Source organism: Mesoterricola sp. JemC181, from assembly GCF_055384585.1.
In genome coordinates this window covers 4193919-4212143 of the sequence record NZ_AP045076.1, presented here as the reverse complement: position 1 = coordinate 4212143, position 18225 = coordinate 4193919, and the positions used below count along the sequence as shown (strand labels likewise).

Here is an 18225-nt window from a genome sequence, read left to right as displayed (position 1 = left end):
AATACGGCCGGATAAGCCAATATGCTTGCATGGTAAATGCTTCTCCCCTGGATGCCCTGGACCTGCTCAAGAAAGGTACGGTCACGTGCCACACGGAGGAATTGCTGCTGGCGCGCCTGCGCACCGGCAAGCCCCTTCGCGTGAAGGCCGGCTTCGATCCCACCGCCCCCGACCTGCACCTCGGCCACGGCGTCCTGCTGCGCAAGATGGCCCAGTTCCAGGAGCTGGGTCATACCGTGATCTTCCTCATCGGCGACTTCACGGGCCTGATCGGCGACCCCACCGGCAAGAAGGCCACCCGGCCCCCCCTCACCCGGGACGAGGTCCTGGCCAACGCCGAGACCTACAAGACCCAGGTCTTCAAGGTCCTGGACCCCGCCCTCACCGAGATCCGCTTCAACAGCGAATGGATGGGCGGCCTCCACGGCGAGGACTGGATCCGCCTCGCCAGCCGCTTCACGCTCGCCCAGATGCTGGAAAGAAATGACTTCCAGAAGCGCATGAACGCCAACGAACCCATCGCCCTCCACGAGCTGCTGTACCCCCTCGTGCAGGCCTACGACTCCGTGGCGCTCCAATGCGACGTGGAACTGGGCGGCAACGACCAGCTCTTCAACCTCATGAAGGGCCGCGACCTGCAGGCCGCGCTCGGCCAGCCCCCCCAGGTGGTGCTCACCGTGCCCCTGCTGCTGGGCCTGGACGGCGTGGAGAAGATGAGCAAGTCCCTGGGCAACTACATCGGCTTCATGGAGGACGCCGACACCCAGTTCGGCAAGGCCATGAGCATCTCCGACGAGAACATGTGGAGCTGGTGGCTCCTGCTCACCGACCTCCTGCCCCGGGAGATCGAGGTCCTCAAGCAGGGCCACCCCATGGACGCCAAGAAGGGCCTGGCCCGGGAGATCGTGGGCCAGTTCCACGGCAAGGCCGAGGGCCTGGCCGCGGAGGAGCGCTGGGTGAAGCGCTTTTCCGAACGGAAGACCGACGACGCCCCCGAGGTCGAGGTTGCCGCCTTCCAGGGCGAGAGCCTGGCCAGGCTCCTCGCGGAGCGGGGCATGGCCGCCTCCCGCAAGGAGGCCGAGCGCCTCATCCAGCAGGGGGCCGTGAGCCTGGACGGCGTCAAGGTGCAGGACCCCCGGCTTGCCGTGGAGCTGGCCGCGGGCCAGTCCCTGCTGGTGAAGGCGGGCAAACTGAAGCTTCAGAGGTGGGTGGTGCGATGAGCTTGCTGGCCCTCCAGGATCTTTTCCGGCGGTACCGAGACAGGGCGACGGGGGTCTGGAAGCTGGGCCAGGACCCGAGCCGCACCATCTACTTCGACTACGGGGACACCGTCTTCGCGCAGAGCACGCACCTGGCGGACCGGCTCACCACCATCCTGGTGGAGCGGGGCCGCATCACCCAGGCGCAGATGGACTATGCCCTGGCCAACCTCAAGCCCGGCATCAGCATCGGCAAGAACCTCATCGAGATGGGCTTCATCACCCAGCGCGACCTGCTGGACGTGGCCAAGGTGCAGGTGGAGCGCATCATCCACGGCTGCCTCGCCCATCCGGACATGCTGCCGGTCTTCGAGGCCCGGGAGCTGGACGCCCACGTGGTGCGCCTGCCCCTGAACACCGCCCAGCTGCTCCTGGGCGGCATGCTGGCCATCCAGGACCGGGAGCCCCTCCTGGAGCTGCTGGGCCCCCTCAACCAGGTGGTGGTCCTCCAGGGCAAGAGCCTCCTGGACCTCACCCTGCCGCCGGACCTGGGACGGCTCACCACCCTCCTGGACGGCACCCACACCCTGCTGGAGCTGAGCCGCGAGGCCCAGGCCGAGCCCATGCGCGTGGGGGCCTTCGCCCTGTTCCTCCGGGAGATGGGCTGGGCCCGGCTCCACGAGATGCCCCCCGTGGACAAGCAGGCCCTGGACCTGGCCCTGTCCCCGGAACCTGAGCCCCTTTCCGTTCCGTTGACCGAGCCTCCGGTGGAAGCGGCGCCCTCCCTCTTCGCGACCATCCAGGAAGCCGCACGGCCCACCACCAACCTGGAGCACCTCTCCCAGGCCCTGGACGAGGAGCCGCCCCCCGCACCCGAACCCCTCTACCTCCCCGAGGGCCTCCAGGTCCCCGGCATCCCCGAAGCCCCGCCCGAGCCCGAGGTGCACGTGGAGACCGGCCAGGCCGACCTCCCCACCCCCTCCGTGGAGCTGCCCCCCCTGCCGGAGGCCGTGCCCGAGGAGCCGCGGGTGATGCTGACGGTCCCCCCGGAGGAGGCCCCGGAGGACCTGCCGCCGCCCGAACCCGAACTTCCGCGGCCATCCAGCCTCCGCTGGGCGGTGGTGGGCCTCCTGGCGGCAGCCTGCCTTCTAGGCGGCTTCTTCTGGATGCGCCGGCGGGGCCGCCCGCCCGTGCCCAAGCCCCTTCCCGGGGAACCGGCCCAGCCGGTGGCCGTCAAGCCCAAGGCCGATCCCGCCCCGGCCATCGCCGTGCCCCCGCCCGCCGAACCCCCCAAGGCCGACCCCCCCCCGGCGGAACCCGCCAGGCCCGAACCCAAGCCCGAACCCAAGCCCGAGCCCAAGGCCGAGCCCAAGGCCAAACCCGTGGGCGCCAGCATCTCCGAGCGCCTGGAAGCCCTGCGCAAGGGCGACCTGGTCAAGGCGGTGGCCCAGGGCGCACAGCGGGTGAAGGACGCGCCGGCCGGCCACTACGTCCTGCGCCTGGAGATCGCCTGCCAGGGCGAGACCATCCGCCGGGTCTCCGAACTCTTCAAGGGCGACAAGCCCGACCTATTCATCCTCCCCATGACCCTCCGGGACGGGCGGACCTGCTACCAGGTGCTCTACGGCAACTTCCCCGGCAAGGAGGCGGCCGAGAAGGAGCTGAAGCGCCTCCCCGCCGCCTTCCAGGGCGAGAAGAACCGTCCGAAGCTCTTCACGTTCTCCGAAATCCCCAAAGCGCAGTAAAAATATTCTGCAGTATATTACTCGACATACTCGATTAAGGCCGCGAATTTGTAAATTTGATACACCACTTGGCTGGATGTCAATTTACAAATGCAAGGAAATGGTTAATATGGAACCTTGGGACGAAAACCGCCCAAAGATCTTTCCGGAGAACCATGGACTTCAATGCGCTGTGCACTCAGAACTGGAGCAGGCATTTCAGCATCTGGATCGAAGACATCCAGGTGGTCTGCCACCCCGTCGTCACGGCGCCCTTCGGCCTCCAGGTGAACCTCCTCCGGAAGGCCCGGTCCCTGAGCCGCTATACGGCCGTGGTGGTGGTCCTCCTCTTCTCCCTGCACTGCACCCGGCCCCAGGCCACCCCCGTCGCGTCCTTCCCGGACGTCCCGGCGGCCGAGGAGCCTAGCGATCATGTGGACGCCAAGGTCTACACCGAGACCGGCGAAGCCAGCTGGTACGGCGGCGACGACGGCTTCGCCGGCCGGGCCACCGCCAACGGCGAGACCTTCGACCCCCGCGAGCTCACCTGCGCCCACCGCACGCTGCCCTTCGGCGCGAAGATCGAGGTGCGGAACCTGGACACCGGCAAGCGCGCCGTGCTGCGGGTGAACGACCGCGGTCCCTTCATCCGGGGACGCATGCTGGACGTGTCGGAGCGGGCCGCCAAGGAACTGGGCATGCACGGCCGCGGCACCTCCCGGGTCCGCATCACCTCCGTGGACACCAAGGGCAAGCCGGCCCCCATCGATCCCGCCACCCTGCTGGGCGACGCCTACACGGTCCAGGTGGCCGCCCTCTCCGACCCCGCCAACATCGCCCGCATCTCCAAGGAGCTGCAGTCGGCCGTGGGCCCCGTGAACCTCGTGGAGGCCCGGACCCAGGGCGGTGTGACCGTCAAGCGGGTGCGGGTGGGCAGCTACGCCACCCAGGACGAGGCCCAGAAGGCCTCGGACCTCATCTCCAAGCTGTTCCGGGACCGGGGCCTCGAGCCCTTCATAACGCGTGAGAATTGACCGGCCTTTCCTGGTGATCCCCGCCGGCGGGCGGGGCGTGCGCATGGGCGGCGGAACGCCCAAGCAGTTCCGGGACTGGGGCGGCGTCACCCTTCTCGAGGCCACGGTGCGGGCCTTCCTCGCCCCCGGCATGCCGGACCTGGCGGGCATCGCCCTGGCCGTGCCCGAGGATCGCCTGGATGAGGTGCGGGCCTGGCGCTTCGGCCTTCCCCACTGGACCGTGGTGGGGGGCGCGACCCGGCAGGCGTCCGTGGCCCTGGCCCTGGCCGCCCTTCCCGACGTCCCCTCGGCCCCCGTTCTCATCCACGATGCCGTGCGCCCGTTTCCGCCCGCCTTTCCCGTCCAGGAGGCCCTGGCCGCCCTGGAGGCTTGGGACGGCGCGGTGCTGGGCGAACCTTCCACGGATACCCTCAAGCGGGTGGACGCCCAGGGCCGGATCCTCGGCACGGAACCCCGGGAAGGCATCTTCCGGGCGCAGACGCCCCAGGTCGCACGGCTGTCCCTTTGGTTGGACGCCTTCCGGTGGGCCGCGGACCAGGGGTTCGCCGCCACCGACGACGTCTCCCTGCTGGAGGCCAAGGGCCTGCGCGTGAAGCTTATCCCGTCGCCCCCCACCAACCTCAAGCTGACCACCCCGGAGGATTGGGACCGCTGGCATCCCGGAACCACAGGGTGTGGTGGATCGGCCCACAGTCGGGGCGGTCCCGTAGCGAATCAAGGCCTTTAGATTCAAGCATTAACGATTGGGCATGGTTCTTGCTGTAAACCGGGCGAGGATTTTATGCACCGGAACCGCCACGCCCAGACGCTCCGCCAGGCCGCGACACTGTCGGGCCGGGGGCTCCATGGCGACCTCCCCTGCACCGTGGTGCTCCGGCCTGCGGAACGGGCCTCCGGCATCACCTTCGTCCACACCCCCACGGGCGTGGAGATCCCCGCGCTCGCCGAGTTCGTGGGCGACTGCAGCCTGGCCACCTCCCTGACCCGGGACGGCGTCCGCCTCCAGACCGTCGAGCACCTCCTCTCGGCCCTCATGGGCCTGGGCATCGACCACGTCACCATCGAGGTGGACGGCGAGGAGCTCCCCATCCTGGACGGCTCCTCCGAGCCCTGGGTCCGCCTGATCCTCGAGGCCGGCATCCGCCCCATGGCCATCTGGCCCCGCACCCTGCGGATCCTCAAGCCCGTGGAAGTGCGCATGGGCGACAAGTGGATGCGCGTGTCCCCCTGGAACGGACTGCGGCTGGCCTACACCATCGTCTACGACAACCCCTACATCGGGCGCCAGAGCCGCGAGCTGACCCTCACCACGGAGAAGTACGTCCGCGAGCTGGGGCTGGCCCGCACCTTCTGCCTGGAGAGCGACATCAACTTCATGCGTTCGCGGGGGCTCGCCAAGGGCGGCAGTCTGGACAACGCGGTGGTGTTCGGAGCCAACGGCCCCCTCAACGAGTCCCTGCGTTTCGAGGACGAGGCCGTCCGCCACAAGATGATGGACCTGGTGGGCGACCTGGCCCTCCTGGGCGCCCCCCTGGAAGGCTTCGTGGAGGCCCACTGCGCCGGCCACGCCGTCCACGTGGCGCTGGCCAAGGCCATCCTCGCCGATCCCACCGCCTGGACCTGGGCGGATTCCGAGGCCGGCGTCAGGCCCAGGAAGCTTTTTGCCCAGGGCCTTCCCGCCGCCCACGCCATCCCCGCCTGATTTCCCCGCTCCCGTCCCGGCGGCCCTGGGCTAAGCTGGAAGGGTGAAGGCATCGGGAGAAGGCGCAGTGGAGAGACGTGACATGGCGGTGCTCGGCGCCCCGCCGGGCGGAGCCCTGGCGGGAACGTCCATCGATGCCCTGCTGGAGGCCCTGCTGCGGGGCCGGGCCCCGAAGCGGGTCTGGGTGGCGGAATCCCTGCGGCCCGCGTGGGAGGACCGGATCCGGGCCGCCGGCGCCGAGTGCCGCTCCCTCTGGCTGGAAGGGCGGGAGGTGCTGAACACCCTCATGGACGCCGCCGCCGAGTGCGGTCCCCAGGAACAGATCTGGTTGAACCTGGACCGCACCCCGGCCCTGGACACCATGGACCTGCTCACCCTGGACGCCTTCCTGGCCTTCGCCGCAACCCGGCCCCACCCCCCCCTGGCGGTGCTCCTGCGGGACGACGCGCCCGGCCTGGTGCGCACCCAGCGCCTGGCGGTGGACCGGCACGGCATCGTGCTGCTTCTCCGGGAGGGGCCCTACGGGGCTTGCGCCCTGGGCCGGCCCGAGGTGCTCGCGAGCCTGGGCGCTGCGGCCGGCGGCAGCCTGCCCGCGACCTTCGCCACCGCCACCCGGGAGCGCCAGCTCCTGGCCCTGGACGTGGACGGCGTCCTCATCGATCCGGGCCGTTCCTTCGTGGAGGCCGTATCCGCCGCCCTGGCCGAGCTGGCCCCGGCCCTGGTGTGGGATGACGAGCACTTCGCCGCCTTCAAGCGGGTGGGGGGCTTCAACAACGACTTCCGGCTCACCGCCGGGGCCCTGGCCCTGGCCGAGATCGGCGGCCTGGACGATCTCCGGCACGCCACCGGCAAGGGCTTCCCCCACCTGGAGCCCCGCATCCGGGAACTCGAGCCCCGCTGCCAGGACGTGGTGCAGAAGCACTATGCCCGGACCCGGCGCATGGAGCGCCCCATGGTCAGCCGGGAGGACCTGGACGCCTTCCCCGGGGACCTGGCCATCTTCACCGGGCGCCCCCCGGACGAGCTCACCCTCGCCTTCCAGGTGCTGGGCTTCCGCATCCCCGCCGTGTCCGACAGCGCACCCCACCTGCGCAAGCCCAGGGCCGAAGGCCTCATCCAGCTGGCCGACGCCTTCCGGAGCACCCGGGTGGTCTTCGTGGGCGACACCTGCGACGACGCCTCGGCGCTGCGCGGCGCCCGGGCCCTGTGCCCCGGCGTGGACTGGGTGTTCGCCGCCGTGGGCCCGGACCGCCAGTGGGTCGCCGGGGAGGAGGACCTCCAGGCCCCCCGCCTCAAGGACCTCCTGCGCACCCTGGGCTCCCGGCCGTGATCACCCTCATCGGCCCGGGCGCCGGAAGCCTGCACACCCTGGAAGGGGCCCTGGACCACCTGGGCTTCGAACACCGGCGGGCCCCGGACCCCGGTTCAGCCGCTTCGGCCGGCCCTCTGGTGATCCTGGGCTCCGGCCCCTTCGACCCCGCCTGCGCCGCCCTGAAGGCGAGCGGCTGGTGGTACGAACTGCCTCAGCTGGCCGCCGCCGGCCGCCCGGTTCTGGGCATCGGCCTGGGCCTCCACCTGCTGGCCGAAGGGAGCGAGGAATCCCCCCGGGGCACCGGCCTGGGGCTGATCCCCGGCATCGTGCGGAGCCTGGGCCCCGGCGTGAAGCTCCCCCACGACGGCTGGACGGTCATCACCCGGCACAGCCCCCACCCCGTCATCCCCGAGGCCAAGGGGGCCTGGCTCTACTTCAAGCACGCCCATGCCCTGGAGCCCGGCAGCCGCACCCTGCACACCGCCGTCCACGGCCGTCCCTTCTCCGTGCTGGAGATGCGCGGCCAGACCCTGGGCCTCCAGGCCCATCCCGAGAAGTCCGGCGCCTTCGGCCTGGCCTTCCTGGAAAGGATCCTGGCCGGCCTGGGCGAATTCCCCGCCGCCCGCGCCGGCAACTGAGGTCCGAAAATGGATGCCAAACGTCTGGTCCCGGTGCTCCACGTCCTGGAAGGCCGCGTGGTGGACCCCGCCGACGCCGCCGACCTGGGCGCCCCCGCCGACTGGGCCCGCCGCCTGGAACTGGAGGGCGCCGACGGCCTCCTGTTCGTGGAACTGGGCCGGGGAAGGCGCCTGCGCCAGGCCTGGATGCTGGACGTGGCCCGTGCCCTCTTCCTTCCCTTCGCCCTGGAGGCCCCCTTCCAGGACCCCGCCGAGCTCCAGGAGACCCTGGAGGACGGCGCCGACCGCGTGGTGCTCCCGGCCCGGGACCTGGACGCCCTGGACGCCGCCCGCTTCGGCCGCGCCCGGATCACCGCCTCCCTGGAGGCCGCCTGGTCCGGCGGCTGGGACGCGGCCCTGGAGGACCTGCGCGACCTGGGCGGGGCAGGGGAGATCCTCCTCAAGGCCGGCGACCGCCACCTGGCCGATCTCTGCGCCCGGGCCGCCCACCTGCCGACCCCCATCCTGCTCGCCTGCTCCGACCCCGCCCTGGCCGTGGAGGCCCTGGCGCACGGGGCGGACGGCATAGCCTATCCCGCGGCGCTGATGACCGCGGGGGCGTTCAAGGAACGGCTGGAACCTGCGGGGATTCCCCTGAGGCGGTAGATCCTAGGCGGAGGCGTGAAGGTGGAGACCCAGGGCCCTCACAACCTTGATGAACGTCTCGAGTTCAGGATTCCCTTCCCCCGAAAGGGCCCGGTAGAGGGATTTTTCATTCAGCCCGGTGACCTTGGCGATCCTTGCCATTCCCTGGGCGCGGGCGATCGCCCCGAGCGCGGCGGCGATGACCCGGGGGTGCCCGTCCTCGAGGGCGGCCTCGAGGAGCGCGGCCATGCGTTCCGGTGAATCCAGGTTGGAGGCGGGGTCGTAGGGCGTGGTGACCGTTTTTCCCGGGCGCGCCACTCGGGGGATTCGTGAGGTCATGGGTTTGGGGGATTCCATTGGGGACACCTTCACAGGGCATTGGCCAACTTGATGGCATTTCGGATGTCCTTGGCCTGGGTGCTCTTGTCTCTACCGGCAAGGATTAGGATCAGGGTGTCTCCTTGTCTTGTGAAGTTCACCCGGTAACCGGGGCCATAATCGATTCGCAGCTCGGAAACGCCATGCCCCACCGGCTTGGCATCCCCTGCAAGGCCAATAGCGATACGGAAGAGCCGAGTCTTGATGTGGGCGTAAGCCTGGGAACCCTTTAAGTTATCAAGCCACTTCTGAAACTGGAGCGTTTTGCGGACTTCGCTCATGGGACTATAGTCGCTCAAAAGCGACAGTCCGGCGAGGTGCGTTTCGGTCCGTAGAACCAAGGTCCGCATGAATTAGACTTGGTTATGCCCCCCACCAGCCGTTACGCCGCGATGGCCCTCGTCAGCTTCCTGTTGCCCGTCCACGCCCAGGACACCCTGGAAGGCGCCCTCAAGAACGTCCGGCCCGGGGACTTCGCCCTCCTCATCCGCGCGGAGGACAACAGCGCCTTCGTGGCCCAGTGGGACGAGGATGCGCTGCGGCTCCGCATCGAGGGCCAGTTGCACCGCACTGTTCTGGGACCCCAGACGGCGGCGAAGCTCTGGAAGGCCCACGGCTGGGGGAACGGGATCGGCTGGATCCTGGTGGACGACCGGGGTGCCGAACTGGATGCCGGCACCGGCGCGCTCTACGGGACCCGCGCCCTGGCCGTCCTCCGGGACAAGGGCTTCGTGCCCCGCTGGGAGGCGCGCCGGGCCTTCCTCAAGGAGCATCCGGAGAACGGCGAGGCCTGGGCGGAGGAAGTCTTCCGCTGCCTGCGCATCGCCATGCTCCACATGAACAGCCTTGCGCGCCAGGGCAAGGCGGTCCGGGGCGCGGAGACGGTGCTGGACGTGGTCGGAGCCCTGGCCCTCACGGAGCCGGACCCGGAGGCGCGGGAGCGCCAGGCGGACCAGATCTTCAGTGAACTGGCGGCGGCCCTGGAGGGGGCGAAGTCCGTGGCGGACTGGTGGAGAAGCGAGTTCGACGCGTCGATCCTTCTGGTGATCGCAGGGGCCCAGGAATCCCCCCGCATTCGGGACGTGTGTTCCCGGCTCGCGGCCGACCTTGAGGAGGCCTTCGCCCGGAGCGAGGTGGAACATTCGCTCGAGGGGCGCCTAGCCAGTTTCCGCACCGCCGCGGGGCGGCCCCTGCGGGACCTGCCGGACCGGGTGGCGCTCCCGGACCTGGACCTGCCGCCCCTGACCCTTCTTCGGGCCTGCCTGGCCGCCCGGGAAGCGGCGGGGGACTGGGAGGGAATCCTCGCCTTCCTGGATAATCCGGCCCTCGTGAGGGAGGGGGAGGTGCGCTCCTCCGCCGACTGGGAGTCCCGTTGCACGGCCAAGGCCCTGGTCGCCGCCATGAAGGTCCGGCCCCTCCTGGAGCTGGGCCGGACCCGGGAAGCCCGGGAGGCCATCGCCGACGCGCGGTCCTGGGACGGCCAGATCACCAGGACCTCCCTCGACTTCTTCGTAGGCGAGAAAGTGGTGAACCAGACCCTCTTCAAGGAGGCGATGAAGGAACCCGTCCGCCCCCGTCCCCCCATGCCGCCCCTGCCGCCGGCCCCGCGCCTCGCCCTGCTGGGCGCCCCCGCCTGGCTCAAGGACTGGGAGGCCGTTCGCGGTTCCGAGGCCCTCCTCCCCTGGTCCCGGGCCGAGCTGGCCTGGACCACCCTGGCCCCCGCGGAGGCCGATGCCCTCCGGGTCCGGATGGGCTGGGGCCCGGAGCCCCGCTGGGTGCTGCTCCTGGGCGAGGAATCCGTGGCTTCGGGCACCCAATGCCCGGAACCCGGCCTGCTGGCCGGGATCCTGGAGCGGGAGCGCCCCTCCAAACTCCAGCGCCTGGATCGGATCCTGGAGCGCCACCCCACCCACCTGGGCGCCCGCCGGGCCCGCCTGGCCCTGCTGAAGGCGCGCATGCCCGAACCCCGGCTGGAGCGGGTCCTGGCGGAGGATGCACGGGCGGCCTTCCCGCCGGCGGAAATGGGCTTCCAGGACTACCCCCTGGATTTCGGCCCCGACGCCCCCTGGAAGCCCGATCCGGCCCTGTGGCAGTGGTCCGCCCAGCAGGTCCTGCCCCGTCTGGAGTCCCTGCTCCGCAGCTGGCCGAACCAGCAGGCCGTGTGGAAGGCCTGGCTGGCCTGGGCCCGCTTCCATCCCGAACGCCCCTCGGTGGTGGCCTTTTCCGGGACCCTGACCCTCTGGACCAGCCGGGAGCGGTGGATGGGGGGCCTGTCCCTGGAGGTGCTCCGGGCCGTCACCGAGGAGCTGCGCCGGGACCGCAACTACCCCGAGCTGGCCCGGTGGCTGGACGCGGCCTGGCGGGCCCGCCTCGCGCAGCGCAGGAACACGACGACTACCTACGTGGAAGAGCAACGCAAGGACTGGGAGGCCCTGGGCCCGGCGCTGGTCGCGCCCCTGGTCGAAACCCTGCGCCTGATCGGGCGGCCGGACCAGGCCCGCGACGTGGAAACGACCTACCGGGACATAATGGCCCGCTAGGTCACTTCCCCTTGTTGCCGCCGTTCTGGTGTGCGATGGACGTGCGCGCCGGGCGGATGCTCTCCCGCTCCGTGAGGGAGCTCTTGGGCTTGGCCTCCGCCTTGGGCGCGGCGGCGGGGGCTTCCTTGGCCTTGCGGATGGCGGCGAGGATGTCCGGGGAGATCGCGGGCTTGGCCACTAGAAGATCGGATCGCCCGGCTTGCGTCGCCAGGCTTCGGCGCGGTTCTTCCCGCCCTCGTTCTTGGCCTTGGCGTCCTTGGCGGCGTTGGCCAGGCTCTCCAGGAGGCTGCCCCCCACCCGCGTGGCGGCCGCCCGGGTGATGCCGGGGGTGTGAACGCGCTCGGGTCCCTTGGGGCTCTCGGCGGCGTTCTCCGTGGCCGCTTCGGCCTGCTCCCGGAGGCGCTTTTCGTACCAGAGCTTCCGCTTCGGGTCCAGGGCGCGGACCTGCTTGACTCCGCCCCCCTTCCGCGTGGCGGTGGGTTTGGGTTTCAACTCCCTCTTGTCCTCCCGATGATCGGAACCAGGATCAGAGGCTTCTTCCAGGATCTTGGCGAGGTCCGCCAGGCTTCCAAGGCCGCGCTGCTTGCTCATGTGTCGACACGACTCCCAAAGGACCTAAGCCAGGCCCAGTCCTCAAGCCTACCCCCGTACCCAACAACGGCCAAGACCAATTAAGGTCCTGGCCGCGAATTCCGGAAATTCCCTAGTCTAGAGCGCGTCGGCGATGGCCTTGCCCATGTCCACGGTGGTGGCCTTGCCGCCCAGGTCGGGGGTCCGGGGGCCTTCCGCCAGCACCTTCTCGATGGCCCGCATGATCGCGGCGCCCGCCGCGGGCTGGCCCAGGTGGTCGAGCATCATGGACCCGGCCCAGATCTGGCCCACGGGGTTGGCGATGCCCCTGCCGGCGATGTCGGGGGCCGAGCCGTGGACGGGCTCGAACATGGAGGGGTGGACGCGCTCGGGGTTCAGGTTGGCCGAGGGGGCGATGGCGATGGTGCCCGCGCAGGCCGGGGCCAGGTCCGACAGGATGTCGCCGAAGAGGTTGGAGCCCACCACCACGTCGAACCAGTCGGGGTTCTTCACGAACTGGGCCGTGAGGATGTCGATGTGGTACTGGTCGACGCGCACCTCGGGGTAGTTCTTGGCCATGAGGGCGAAGCGCTCGTCCCAGTAGGGCATGGTGATGGCCAGGCCGTTGCTCTTGGTGGCCGAGGTGACGTGCTTGCCGCGCGTCATGGCCTGCTCGAAGGCGTACTTCAGGATGCGGTCCACGCCCTTGCGGGTGAAGGTGGCCTCGCCGACGACGAGCTCGTCCTCGGTGCCCTTGTTCTCGAAGTGGCCCTTGGTGCCGTACTCGCCCTCGGTGTTCTCCCGGACGATCATCATGTCGATGCTCCCGGGCTCGCGCCCGGCCAGGGGGGACTTCACGCCGGGCATGAGGTACACGGGGCGGATGTTGGCGTACTGGTCGAACTCCCGGCGGATGGGGATGAGCAGCCCCCACAGCGAGACGTGGTCGGGCACGCCCGGGAAGCCCACGGCGCCCAGGAACACGGAATCGAAGGGCCGCAGCTGGTCGATGCCGTCGGCGGGCATCATGGCGCCGTGCTTGGCGTAGTACTCGCAGGACCAGTCGAAGTGCTTCCAGTCCATCCTGAAGCCGAACCTGGAGGCGGCCGCGTCCAGGACGCGGATGCCTTCGATCATGACCTCCTTGCCGATGCCGTCGCCGGGGATGGACGCGATGCGTAAAGTAGTGGACATGGATGGCCTCCAGGGTGAAGTTAGGCGTGGGAGGAACCAGTATGATCCCATTGCGGGCGTCCCTGCTGTGCCTGATTGCCGCCTTCACCTTCGCCTCCGCGCCGCCGGAACCCGTGTACGGACCCGAGCTGGAGGGCTTCGAATACGCCTTCCCCGTCCACCGCTTCGCCTTCACCAGCCAGGGCACGCCCCTGCGCATGGCCTACCTGGACGTGGCCCCCGAGGTCCCCAACGGCCGCACCGTCGTCCTCCTCCACGGCAAGAACTTCACCGCCGGCACCTGGGAGGCCACCATCCGGGTGCTCGCCAAGGCCGGCTACCGGGTCGTGGCCCCCGACCAGATCGGATTCGGGAAGTCCACCAAGCCCGCCCACTTCCAGTACACCTTCCAGGAGCTGGCCCGGAACACCCGCGCCCTCCTGGCCTCCCTCGGCATCCCGAAGGCCGTCCTGGTGGCCCACTCCACCGGCGGCATGCTGGCCGTGCGCTACGCCCTGATGTTCCCCGCCCAGGTGGAGCAGCTGGTGCTGGTGAACCCCATCGGCCTGGAGGACTGGAAGGCCGAGGGCGTCCCGTCCCTTTCCGTGGACCAGTGGTACCAGCGGGAGCTCGGCGTCACCGCCCAGCGCATCCGCGCCTACGAGCAGGCCACCTACTACGCCGGCCAGTGGCGCCCCGAGTTCGAGGTCCCCGTGGGCATGCTGGCGGGCCTCTTCCGGGGCCCCGGCAGGGAGCTGGTGGCGTGGAACTCCGCCCTCATCTACGACATGATCTTCACCCAGCCCGTGGTGTACGAATTCGGGAAGCTGAGGGTCCCCACCCTCCTGCTCATCGGCCAGAAGGACATCACCGTCATCGCCAAGGACGCCGCCCCCCCCGCCGTGGCCGCCCGCCTGGGCAACTACCCCGAACTGGGCCGCCGCGCCGCCAAGGCGATCCCCGGCGCCAGGCTGGTCGAGTTCCCCGGCCTGGGCCACGCCCCCCAGTTCCAGGACCCCGACGCCTTCCACAGGGAACTGCTGAAGGGACTCGCCCACTAGCCCTTTCTCTCCTCGGCGAGCCTCAGTCCCTCGGCCACCTCGGCGATGCCTTTCTTTTCTTTACTCATGCGGCGCAAAGGTTTGATGCGCCGCACGGTTTTGAAACAGAATGCATCGCCGAGGCGGCCGAAGGACCGAGGCTCGCCGAGACGAGCCTAGTATTTCATTTTTATATCGACCGGATTCTTGAAGGTGTCGTACAGCGGCGACGTCCGGATCACGGCCTCATGGAGCTCCTTCACCTGCTGGGGCGTGCCGTTGCAGGCCAGGTTCACCTTGACCCTTATCTGTGAAAGTCCCGGCCGGATCTTCTTGTCCAGCTCCATGAACCCCCGGAGGTCGGTATCCGTCTCCACGTCGAAGCTCAGGCTGTGGATATCGATGCCCATGGCCGCCGCGTTGTAGGCGTAGGTGACGTTCAGGCAGCTGGTCAGGGCGTGCAGGGCCGCCTCGCCGGCGTTGGGGGCCACGTCGGTCCCCAGCAGGGTGGCGGGCTCGTCGGCCTCCAGGAAGACCGGGGTGTTCCGCTTGTGCTCCTTGCCCAGGGCGTAGTGGGAATCGAAGGTGCTCTGGGAGTGGGCGCCGTTGATCCACTTGGAGCGGGACCGGAACATCAGTTTGCCCATGGCGGGCGTGGCCTTGACCTTGTCCATGAGGGCCGTGAGCTCTTCCGTGGACACGCCGTTATGAGTAGCTTGCATCGTGCTCATTTCGCCTCCTCGGGGGCGGCCTTTTCCGTTGAGGCACACCCTGGCCGCCCCAGTCTCTGAGGTGGACGTGCCGGTCGGTGGAGAGCGGCTGAACAGGGTAGGTGCCCACGTTCGTGCCCTCGCTGGTAAACCGAGGCTAAGGTAGGTCAAACCTGGGTTGAGTCAAGGTCGCAGGGGGAGGCGGTTCCCGGCTTGAATGATTAACGCATGGCTTCCATGGGGCTGAGTCGCATGGCCCTGAATGCGGGATACATGCCGAACACCAGGGAGAGCGCCAACGCCACGCCCCAGGCCATGAGGAGGCCATACATATTCACCACGAGACCGTAGGGGAAATTGCTCGAGAGGGCCTTGCACAGGGCCCCGCCCGCCAGGGTGCCTGTCAGGGCGCCGAGGGCTGCCAGGACGGCCGCTTCCAGGAGGAACTGCACGAAGATCTCCTGGTCCGAGGCGCCCAGGGCCTTGCGCAGGCCGATCTCGTAGCGGCGGTCCGAGAAGGAGATGAGCATCACCGAGAGCACCCCCACGCCGCCCACCAGGAGCACGGTGCCCGCCAGGCTCATGAGGACGATGGTCCAGCCCCGCATCTGCTGCAGGAAGTTCTGCCAGCTGCGCGCGGCCTCGGCGTCCAGGTCCAGGATCTCCACGTCCTCGATCCCGTGGTGGGCCTGCTTGGCCCGGCCCAGGACCAGGGCGGTGACGTCCTTGGCGTCCCGCTTGGCCTTGAGCTTGACGCCCAGCTGGCTCAGCTTGTGGGTGGGGTCCAGGCGGTCCATGTAGGCTTCCAGGGGGATGAGCATGCCGTTGGCGTCCACCCAGGAGTCCTCGTTGAAGATCATCAGGGGGGCCAGGACGCCCACCACCCGGAAGGGGATGCCGTCGACCATGATGTCCTTGCCCACCGGGTCCGCCCCGCCCAGGAACTTGGAGGCCAGGCTTGCGCCCAGCACGGCCACGGTGGAGCGGCGCTTCTGGTCGTCCTCGGTGAGGCCGCGCCCGGAGGCGATCCTGCGGTTCATGACGGGGATGTAGTCGGGGACGTTGCCCGCGACCATGATCCGCTCGTTGCCGCTGGCCACGCGCACACTGGTCTGCTTCACGGCCCGGGGCATGAACGCCATGACCTTGTCGTAGGGCGCGGTGAGGCGGGGCACGTCCTCCATTCGCAGGCCGGGGCTCATGGCGAAGCGCTTCTGCTCGTCCGAGGTCTCGGCGGTCTTGGGGGCCACGACGAGGGTTCCGTCCCAGCTCATGCCGGAAAAGCCCGTGCCGATCTTGTCCAGGATGCCGTCCAGCACGGAGGTCATCACCACCAGGGCGAAGACGCCCAGCATGAGGAGCGTGAGGGTCAGGATGGACCGCATCTTGTGGGCCCACAGCTCGGTCAGGCCGCTGACCACCACCTCCCAGGCCAGCGCGGCCTGGTGCCCGATGCCCCGCGCGGCCACGGGAGTCGTCATTTCACTCATAGCGGAGGGCCTCCATGGGGGAGAGGCGGCTGGCCTTCCACGCGGGATACAGGGCGAAGGCGAAGCCGAAGACGGCCGCCAGCAGGAAGGCCCACACGAAGCTCGAGGCCCGCATGTAGAGCGGCACGCCCAGGCTCAGGCAGATGGTCCAGGAGAAGAGCACGCCGGCGGAGAGGCCCAGGAAGGCGCCCAGCAGCGTGAGGAGCAGGGCCTCGGTCATGAAGCCCTTGAACACCTCCCGGCCCGAGGCGCCGATGGCCATCTTGACGCCCACTTCGCGCACGCGTTCCTTGAGGGAGGCCATCTGGATGTTCACGTTCACGATGCCTCCGCCCAGCAGGGCCAGGACGCCCGAGAGCAGGAAGATGATGTTGTAGACGTCGCCCTGGCTGCGCCGCTTGGCCATGCGCGCGGCCACGTCGTCCAGGCGGAAGTCCTCCTGCTGGCGGTGGCTGGCCTTGAGGAAGGCGGTGAGGCCCTTGGCGAAGCCCTGGATGGCGTTGACCTCGGGGAGCCGGAAGGTGACCCGGTCCGTGCGGCGGTACTGGTCGCCCTGCATGCGCTTCTGCACGAAGGCCGAGGGCAGGGCGATGATGCGGTTGCGCCAGCGGAAGATGTTGCCCTGGCCCTCCCGGAAGCGGAACACCCGCTCCTGGAACGTGCCGATCACCGTCACGGGGATGCCGCCGATGGTGAGCACCTGCCCCAGGGCGTCGCCCGCGGGGAAGTAGGTCTGGGCGGCTTCCGCGCCGAGGATGGCCACGGCCTCGCCCTGGTCCAGGTCCGTGGCGCTGAAGGAGCGCCCGGTGGCCACGGCGTAGCCCTCCATGGGAATGAAGTCGGCGCCGATGCCCGTGAGCTGGCGGTCCTGGTCGGCGTAGGCGCTCTTCGTGCGGGCCCTGGCGTTCTTGCGCACGCTCACGCCGGCCACGGCCTTGGTGTCCAGGTCCGAGCCGTTCACGGCGTCGTCGTTGCGCAGGCCGCGGTTGGCGGTCTGGAGCGCCGTGGCCTGGCCGTCCTTGACGATGGCGTTGGGCTGGACGTTGAGCTTGTCCAGGCCCCCCAGCTTCACGAAGAGCCGGTCGCTCTGGGCCCGCTGGCTGTCGGAGATGGAGAAGCCCCCCAGCACCGAGGCCACGCCCAGGATCACGCCCAGGGCCTGGAGGATGGAGCGGCCGAGGTTCTCCCGGATCTCCACCCAGGATTCCAGGAGCCGTTCGCGAAAGGCGCCCGAGCCGCTCATTGGGGTTCGCCCGTGGCGATGAGGCCGTCGCGGATCTCCACCTTGCGCTGGGCCATGGCCGCGATGCCCAGGTCGTGGGTGACGAGGATGACGGTGTTGCCCTGGCGGTTGAGCTCCTTGAACAGGTCGAGGATCTCGGCGCCGGTGTGGGAATCCAGGGCCCCGGTGGGCTCGTCGGCGAGGAGGATGGTGGGGCGGTTGGCCAGGGACCTGGCGATGGACACGCGCTGCTTCTGGCCTCCGGAGAGTTCGCCGGGGAGCTTCATGGCCTTCTCGGCGATGCCCACGCGGTCCAGCATCTCCATGGCCCGGGCCCGGCGCTCCTTGCGCCCCACCCCGGCGTAGAGCATGGGCAGTTCCACGTTGCGCACCACCGAGGCCTTGGGCAGCAGGTTGTAGGCCTGGAACACGAAACCGATCTTGGTGTTGCGGATGCGGGCCAGGTCGCCGCCCGAGAGGCCCTGGACGGGGTGGCCGTCCAGCTCGTAGCTGCCTCCGGTGGGGCGGTCCAGGCAGCCCAGGATGGCCATGAGGGTGGACTTTCCGGAACCGCTGGGGCCGATGAGGGCGATGAATTCGCCGGCTTCCACCTGGAGGTCGACGCCGCGCAGGGCGTGGACAGCGGTGCCGTTGGCGCCGAAGACCTTGGTGATCTCCCGCGTTTCGATGACGAGCGGCATGGTGGCTCCAGCTAGGGTCTGTTCGGAATGTAGAAGGCCCCGCGACGGCGTCTGGAGGCCCGATGATCGGGCGCAAGGCCCGCGGGAAATATAGGGCATATTTTCAAGGGACTTGCACACGATAAGCGGGCCTCCAGACGCCGCCCTTCGGGTGGTGGCATCGGCCAC

Annotated in this window: 19 protein-coding genes; 10 read left to right on the top strand and 9 right to left on the bottom strand. The window is 69.4% G+C overall.

Features of this window, described 5'->3' with window-relative positions:
• The first annotated feature begins 29 nt into the window (after nt 1-29).
• The 8 genes from tyrS to ACZ5MC_RS18455 all read left to right on the top strand — a co-directional run bounded on the left by tyrS (nt 30) and on the right by ACZ5MC_RS18455 (nt 8254).
• Entirely contained in the window at nt 30-1220 is a 1191-nt protein-coding gene (gene tyrS, locus ACZ5MC_RS18490; protein WP_306601959.1) for a tyrosine--tRNA ligase, read from the top strand.
• Nucleotides 1217-2944, top strand: a complete 1728-nt coding sequence (locus tag ACZ5MC_RS18485; RefSeq protein WP_464516464.1) for a hypothetical protein — start codon at nt 1217-1219, stop codon at nt 2942-2944. The genes tyrS and ACZ5MC_RS18485 overlap by 4 nt, the downstream gene beginning before the upstream one ends.
• 155 nt (nt 2945-3099) lie before the next feature.
• Entirely contained in the window at nt 3100-3957 is an 858-nt protein-coding gene (locus ACZ5MC_RS18480; RefSeq protein WP_464516463.1) for a septal ring lytic transglycosylase RlpA family protein, read from the top strand.
• Nucleotides 3947-4684 (top strand): IspD/TarI family cytidylyltransferase, encoded by a 738-nt coding sequence (locus tag ACZ5MC_RS18475; protein ID WP_306601956.1) that lies wholly within the window; start codon nt 3947-3949, stop codon nt 4682-4684. Before ACZ5MC_RS18480 ends, ACZ5MC_RS18475 begins: the two co-directional genes overlap by 11 nt.
• A gap of 54 nt (nt 4685-4738) precedes the next feature.
• Nucleotides 4739-5659, top strand: coding sequence for a UDP-3-O-acyl-N-acetylglucosamine deacetylase (lpxC, locus tag ACZ5MC_RS18470; RefSeq protein ID WP_306601955.1), 921 nt, complete (start codon nt 4739-4741; stop codon nt 5657-5659).
• A gap of 82 nt (nt 5660-5741) precedes the next feature.
• A complete protein-coding gene (locus ACZ5MC_RS18465) occupies nt 5742-6989 on the top strand; it encodes an HAD family hydrolase (protein ID WP_306601954.1) in 1248 nt (415 codons plus the stop codon).
• Nucleotides 6986-7609, top strand: a complete 624-nt coding sequence (locus tag ACZ5MC_RS18460) for a type 1 glutamine amidotransferase family protein (protein ID WP_464516462.1) — start codon at nt 6986-6988, stop codon at nt 7607-7609. The genes ACZ5MC_RS18465 and ACZ5MC_RS18460 overlap by 4 nt, the downstream gene beginning before the upstream one ends.
• A 9-nt stretch (nt 7610-7618) precedes the next feature.
• The gene (locus tag ACZ5MC_RS18455) at nt 7619-8254 is read left to right on the top strand and encodes a HisA/HisF-related TIM barrel protein (RefSeq protein WP_464516461.1); all 636 of its coding nucleotides are present in this window, start codon (nt 7619-7621) and stop codon (nt 8252-8254) included.
• 3 nt (nt 8255-8257) lie between these two features.
• Here the strand turns inward: ACZ5MC_RS18455 and ACZ5MC_RS18450 are convergent, their stop codons facing one another.
• Together ACZ5MC_RS18450 and ACZ5MC_RS18445 are read right to left on the bottom strand one after the other, a co-directional pair.
• A complete protein-coding gene (locus ACZ5MC_RS18450) occupies nt 8258-8572 on the bottom strand; it encodes an addiction module antidote protein (RefSeq protein ID WP_464516460.1) in 315 nt (104 codons plus the stop codon).
• A 29-nt stretch (nt 8573-8601) separates the two neighbouring features.
• Nucleotides 8602-8892, bottom strand: a complete 291-nt coding sequence (locus tag ACZ5MC_RS18445) for a type II toxin-antitoxin system RelE/ParE family toxin (RefSeq protein ID WP_464516459.1) — start codon at nt 8890-8892, stop codon at nt 8602-8604.
• 78 nt (nt 8893-8970) lie between these two features.
• Between ACZ5MC_RS18445 and ACZ5MC_RS18440 the strand changes: the two genes are divergently transcribed.
• Entirely contained in the window at nt 8971-11151 is a 2181-nt protein-coding gene (locus tag ACZ5MC_RS18440) for a hypothetical protein (protein ID WP_464516458.1), read from the top strand.
• Between the two features lies 1 nt (nt 11152).
• Here the strand turns inward: ACZ5MC_RS18440 and ACZ5MC_RS18435 are convergent, their stop codons facing one another.
• The 3 genes from ACZ5MC_RS18435 to ACZ5MC_RS18425 all read right to left on the bottom strand — a co-directional run bounded on the left by ACZ5MC_RS18435 (nt 11153) and on the right by ACZ5MC_RS18425 (nt 12915).
• A complete protein-coding gene (locus ACZ5MC_RS18435; RefSeq protein ID WP_306601948.1) occupies nt 11153-11329 on the bottom strand; it encodes a hypothetical protein in 177 nt (58 codons plus the stop codon).
• Complete coding sequence (locus ACZ5MC_RS18430; protein ID WP_306601947.1) at nt 11329-11742, bottom strand: hypothetical protein; 414 nt, start codon at nt 11740-11742, stop codon at nt 11329-11331. The genes ACZ5MC_RS18435 and ACZ5MC_RS18430 overlap by 1 nt, the downstream gene beginning before the upstream one ends.
• Before the next feature lie 117 nt (nt 11743-11859).
• On the bottom strand, nt 11860-12915 hold the full coding sequence (locus ACZ5MC_RS18425; RefSeq protein ID WP_306601946.1) for a tartrate dehydrogenase: 1056 nt from the start codon (nt 12913-12915) through the stop codon (nt 11860-11862).
• Nucleotides 12916-12917: 2 nt separating this feature from the next.
• Between ACZ5MC_RS18425 and ACZ5MC_RS18420 the strand changes: the two genes are divergently transcribed.
• Nucleotides 12918-13955 carry an alpha/beta fold hydrolase gene (locus ACZ5MC_RS18420; protein ID WP_464516457.1) on the top strand — a complete coding sequence of 346 codons (1038 nt, stop codon included), beginning with the start codon at nt 12918-12920 and terminating at the stop codon, nt 13953-13955.
• Between the two features lie 155 nt (nt 13956-14110).
• Here ACZ5MC_RS18420 and ACZ5MC_RS18415 read toward each other — a convergent pair whose 3' ends face one another.
• The 4 genes from ACZ5MC_RS18415 to ACZ5MC_RS18400 form a co-directional block, all read right to left on the bottom strand.
• Nucleotides 14111-14656 carry an OsmC family protein gene (locus tag ACZ5MC_RS18415; RefSeq protein ID WP_464516456.1) on the bottom strand — a complete coding sequence of 182 codons (546 nt, stop codon included), beginning with the start codon at nt 14654-14656 and terminating at the stop codon, nt 14111-14113.
• A gap of 209 nt (nt 14657-14865) precedes the next feature.
• A complete protein-coding gene (locus tag ACZ5MC_RS18410; RefSeq protein ID WP_306601943.1) occupies nt 14866-16134 on the bottom strand; it encodes an ABC transporter permease in 1269 nt (422 codons plus the stop codon).
• A complete protein-coding gene (locus ACZ5MC_RS18405) occupies nt 16127-17377 on the bottom strand; it encodes an ABC transporter permease (protein WP_306601942.1) in 1251 nt (416 codons plus the stop codon). Before ACZ5MC_RS18405 ends, ACZ5MC_RS18410 begins: the two co-directional genes overlap by 8 nt.
• Nucleotides 17374-18057, bottom strand: coding sequence for an ABC transporter ATP-binding protein (locus ACZ5MC_RS18400; RefSeq protein ID WP_306601941.1), 684 nt, complete (start codon nt 18055-18057; stop codon nt 17374-17376). Before ACZ5MC_RS18400 ends, ACZ5MC_RS18405 begins: the two co-directional genes overlap by 4 nt.
• Between the last annotated feature and the right edge of the window lie 168 nt (nt 18058-18225).

Bases quoted from the DNA above. Each gene is read 5' to 3' on its own strand.
- tyrS (WP_306601959.1), top strand. From the start codon at position 30: ATGGTAAATGCTTCTCCCCTGGATGCCCTGGACCTGCTCAAGAAAGGT.
- ACZ5MC_RS18485 (WP_464516464.1), top strand. From the start codon at position 1,217: ATGAGCTTGCTGGCCCTCCAGGATCTTTTCCGGCGGTACCGAGACAGG.
- ACZ5MC_RS18480 (WP_464516463.1), top strand. From the start codon at position 3,100: ATGGACTTCAATGCGCTGTGCACTCAGAACTGGAGCAGGCATTTCAGC.
- lpxC (WP_306601955.1), top strand. From the start codon at position 4,739: ATGCACCGGAACCGCCACGCCCAGACGCTCCGCCAGGCCGCGACACTG.
- ACZ5MC_RS18465 (WP_306601954.1), top strand. From the start codon at position 5,742: ATGGCGGTGCTCGGCGCCCCGCCGGGCGGAGCCCTGGCGGGAACGTCC.
- ACZ5MC_RS18455 (WP_464516461.1), top strand. From the start codon at position 7,619: ATGGATGCCAAACGTCTGGTCCCGGTGCTCCACGTCCTGGAAGGCCGC.
- ACZ5MC_RS18450 (WP_464516460.1), bottom strand. From the start codon at position 8,572: ATGACCTCACGAATCCCCCGAGTGGCGCGCCCGGGAAAAACGGTCACC.
- ACZ5MC_RS18445 (WP_464516459.1), bottom strand. From the start codon at position 8,892: ATGAGCGAAGTCCGCAAAACGCTCCAGTTTCAGAAGTGGCTTGATAAC.
- ACZ5MC_RS18430 (WP_306601947.1), bottom strand. From the start codon at position 11,742: ATGAGCAAGCAGCGCGGCCTTGGAAGCCTGGCGGACCTCGCCAAGATC.
- ACZ5MC_RS18425 (WP_306601946.1), bottom strand. From the start codon at position 12,915: ATGTCCACTACTTTACGCATCGCGTCCATCCCCGGCGACGGCATCGGC.
- ACZ5MC_RS18420 (WP_464516457.1), top strand. From the start codon at position 12,918: ATGGCCTCCAGGGTGAAGTTAGGCGTGGGAGGAACCAGTATGATCCCA.
- ACZ5MC_RS18415 (WP_464516456.1), bottom strand. From the start codon at position 14,656: ATGCAAGCTACTCATAACGGCGTGTCCACGGAAGAGCTCACGGCCCTC.
- ACZ5MC_RS18410 (WP_306601943.1), bottom strand. From the start codon at position 16,134: ATGAGTGAAATGACGACTCCCGTGGCCGCGCGGGGCATCGGGCACCAG.
- ACZ5MC_RS18405 (WP_306601942.1), bottom strand. From the start codon at position 17,377: ATGAGCGGCTCGGGCGCCTTTCGCGAACGGCTCCTGGAATCCTGGGTG.
- ACZ5MC_RS18400 (WP_306601941.1), bottom strand. From the start codon at position 18,057: ATGCCGCTCGTCATCGAAACGCGGGAGATCACCAAGGTCTTCGGCGCC.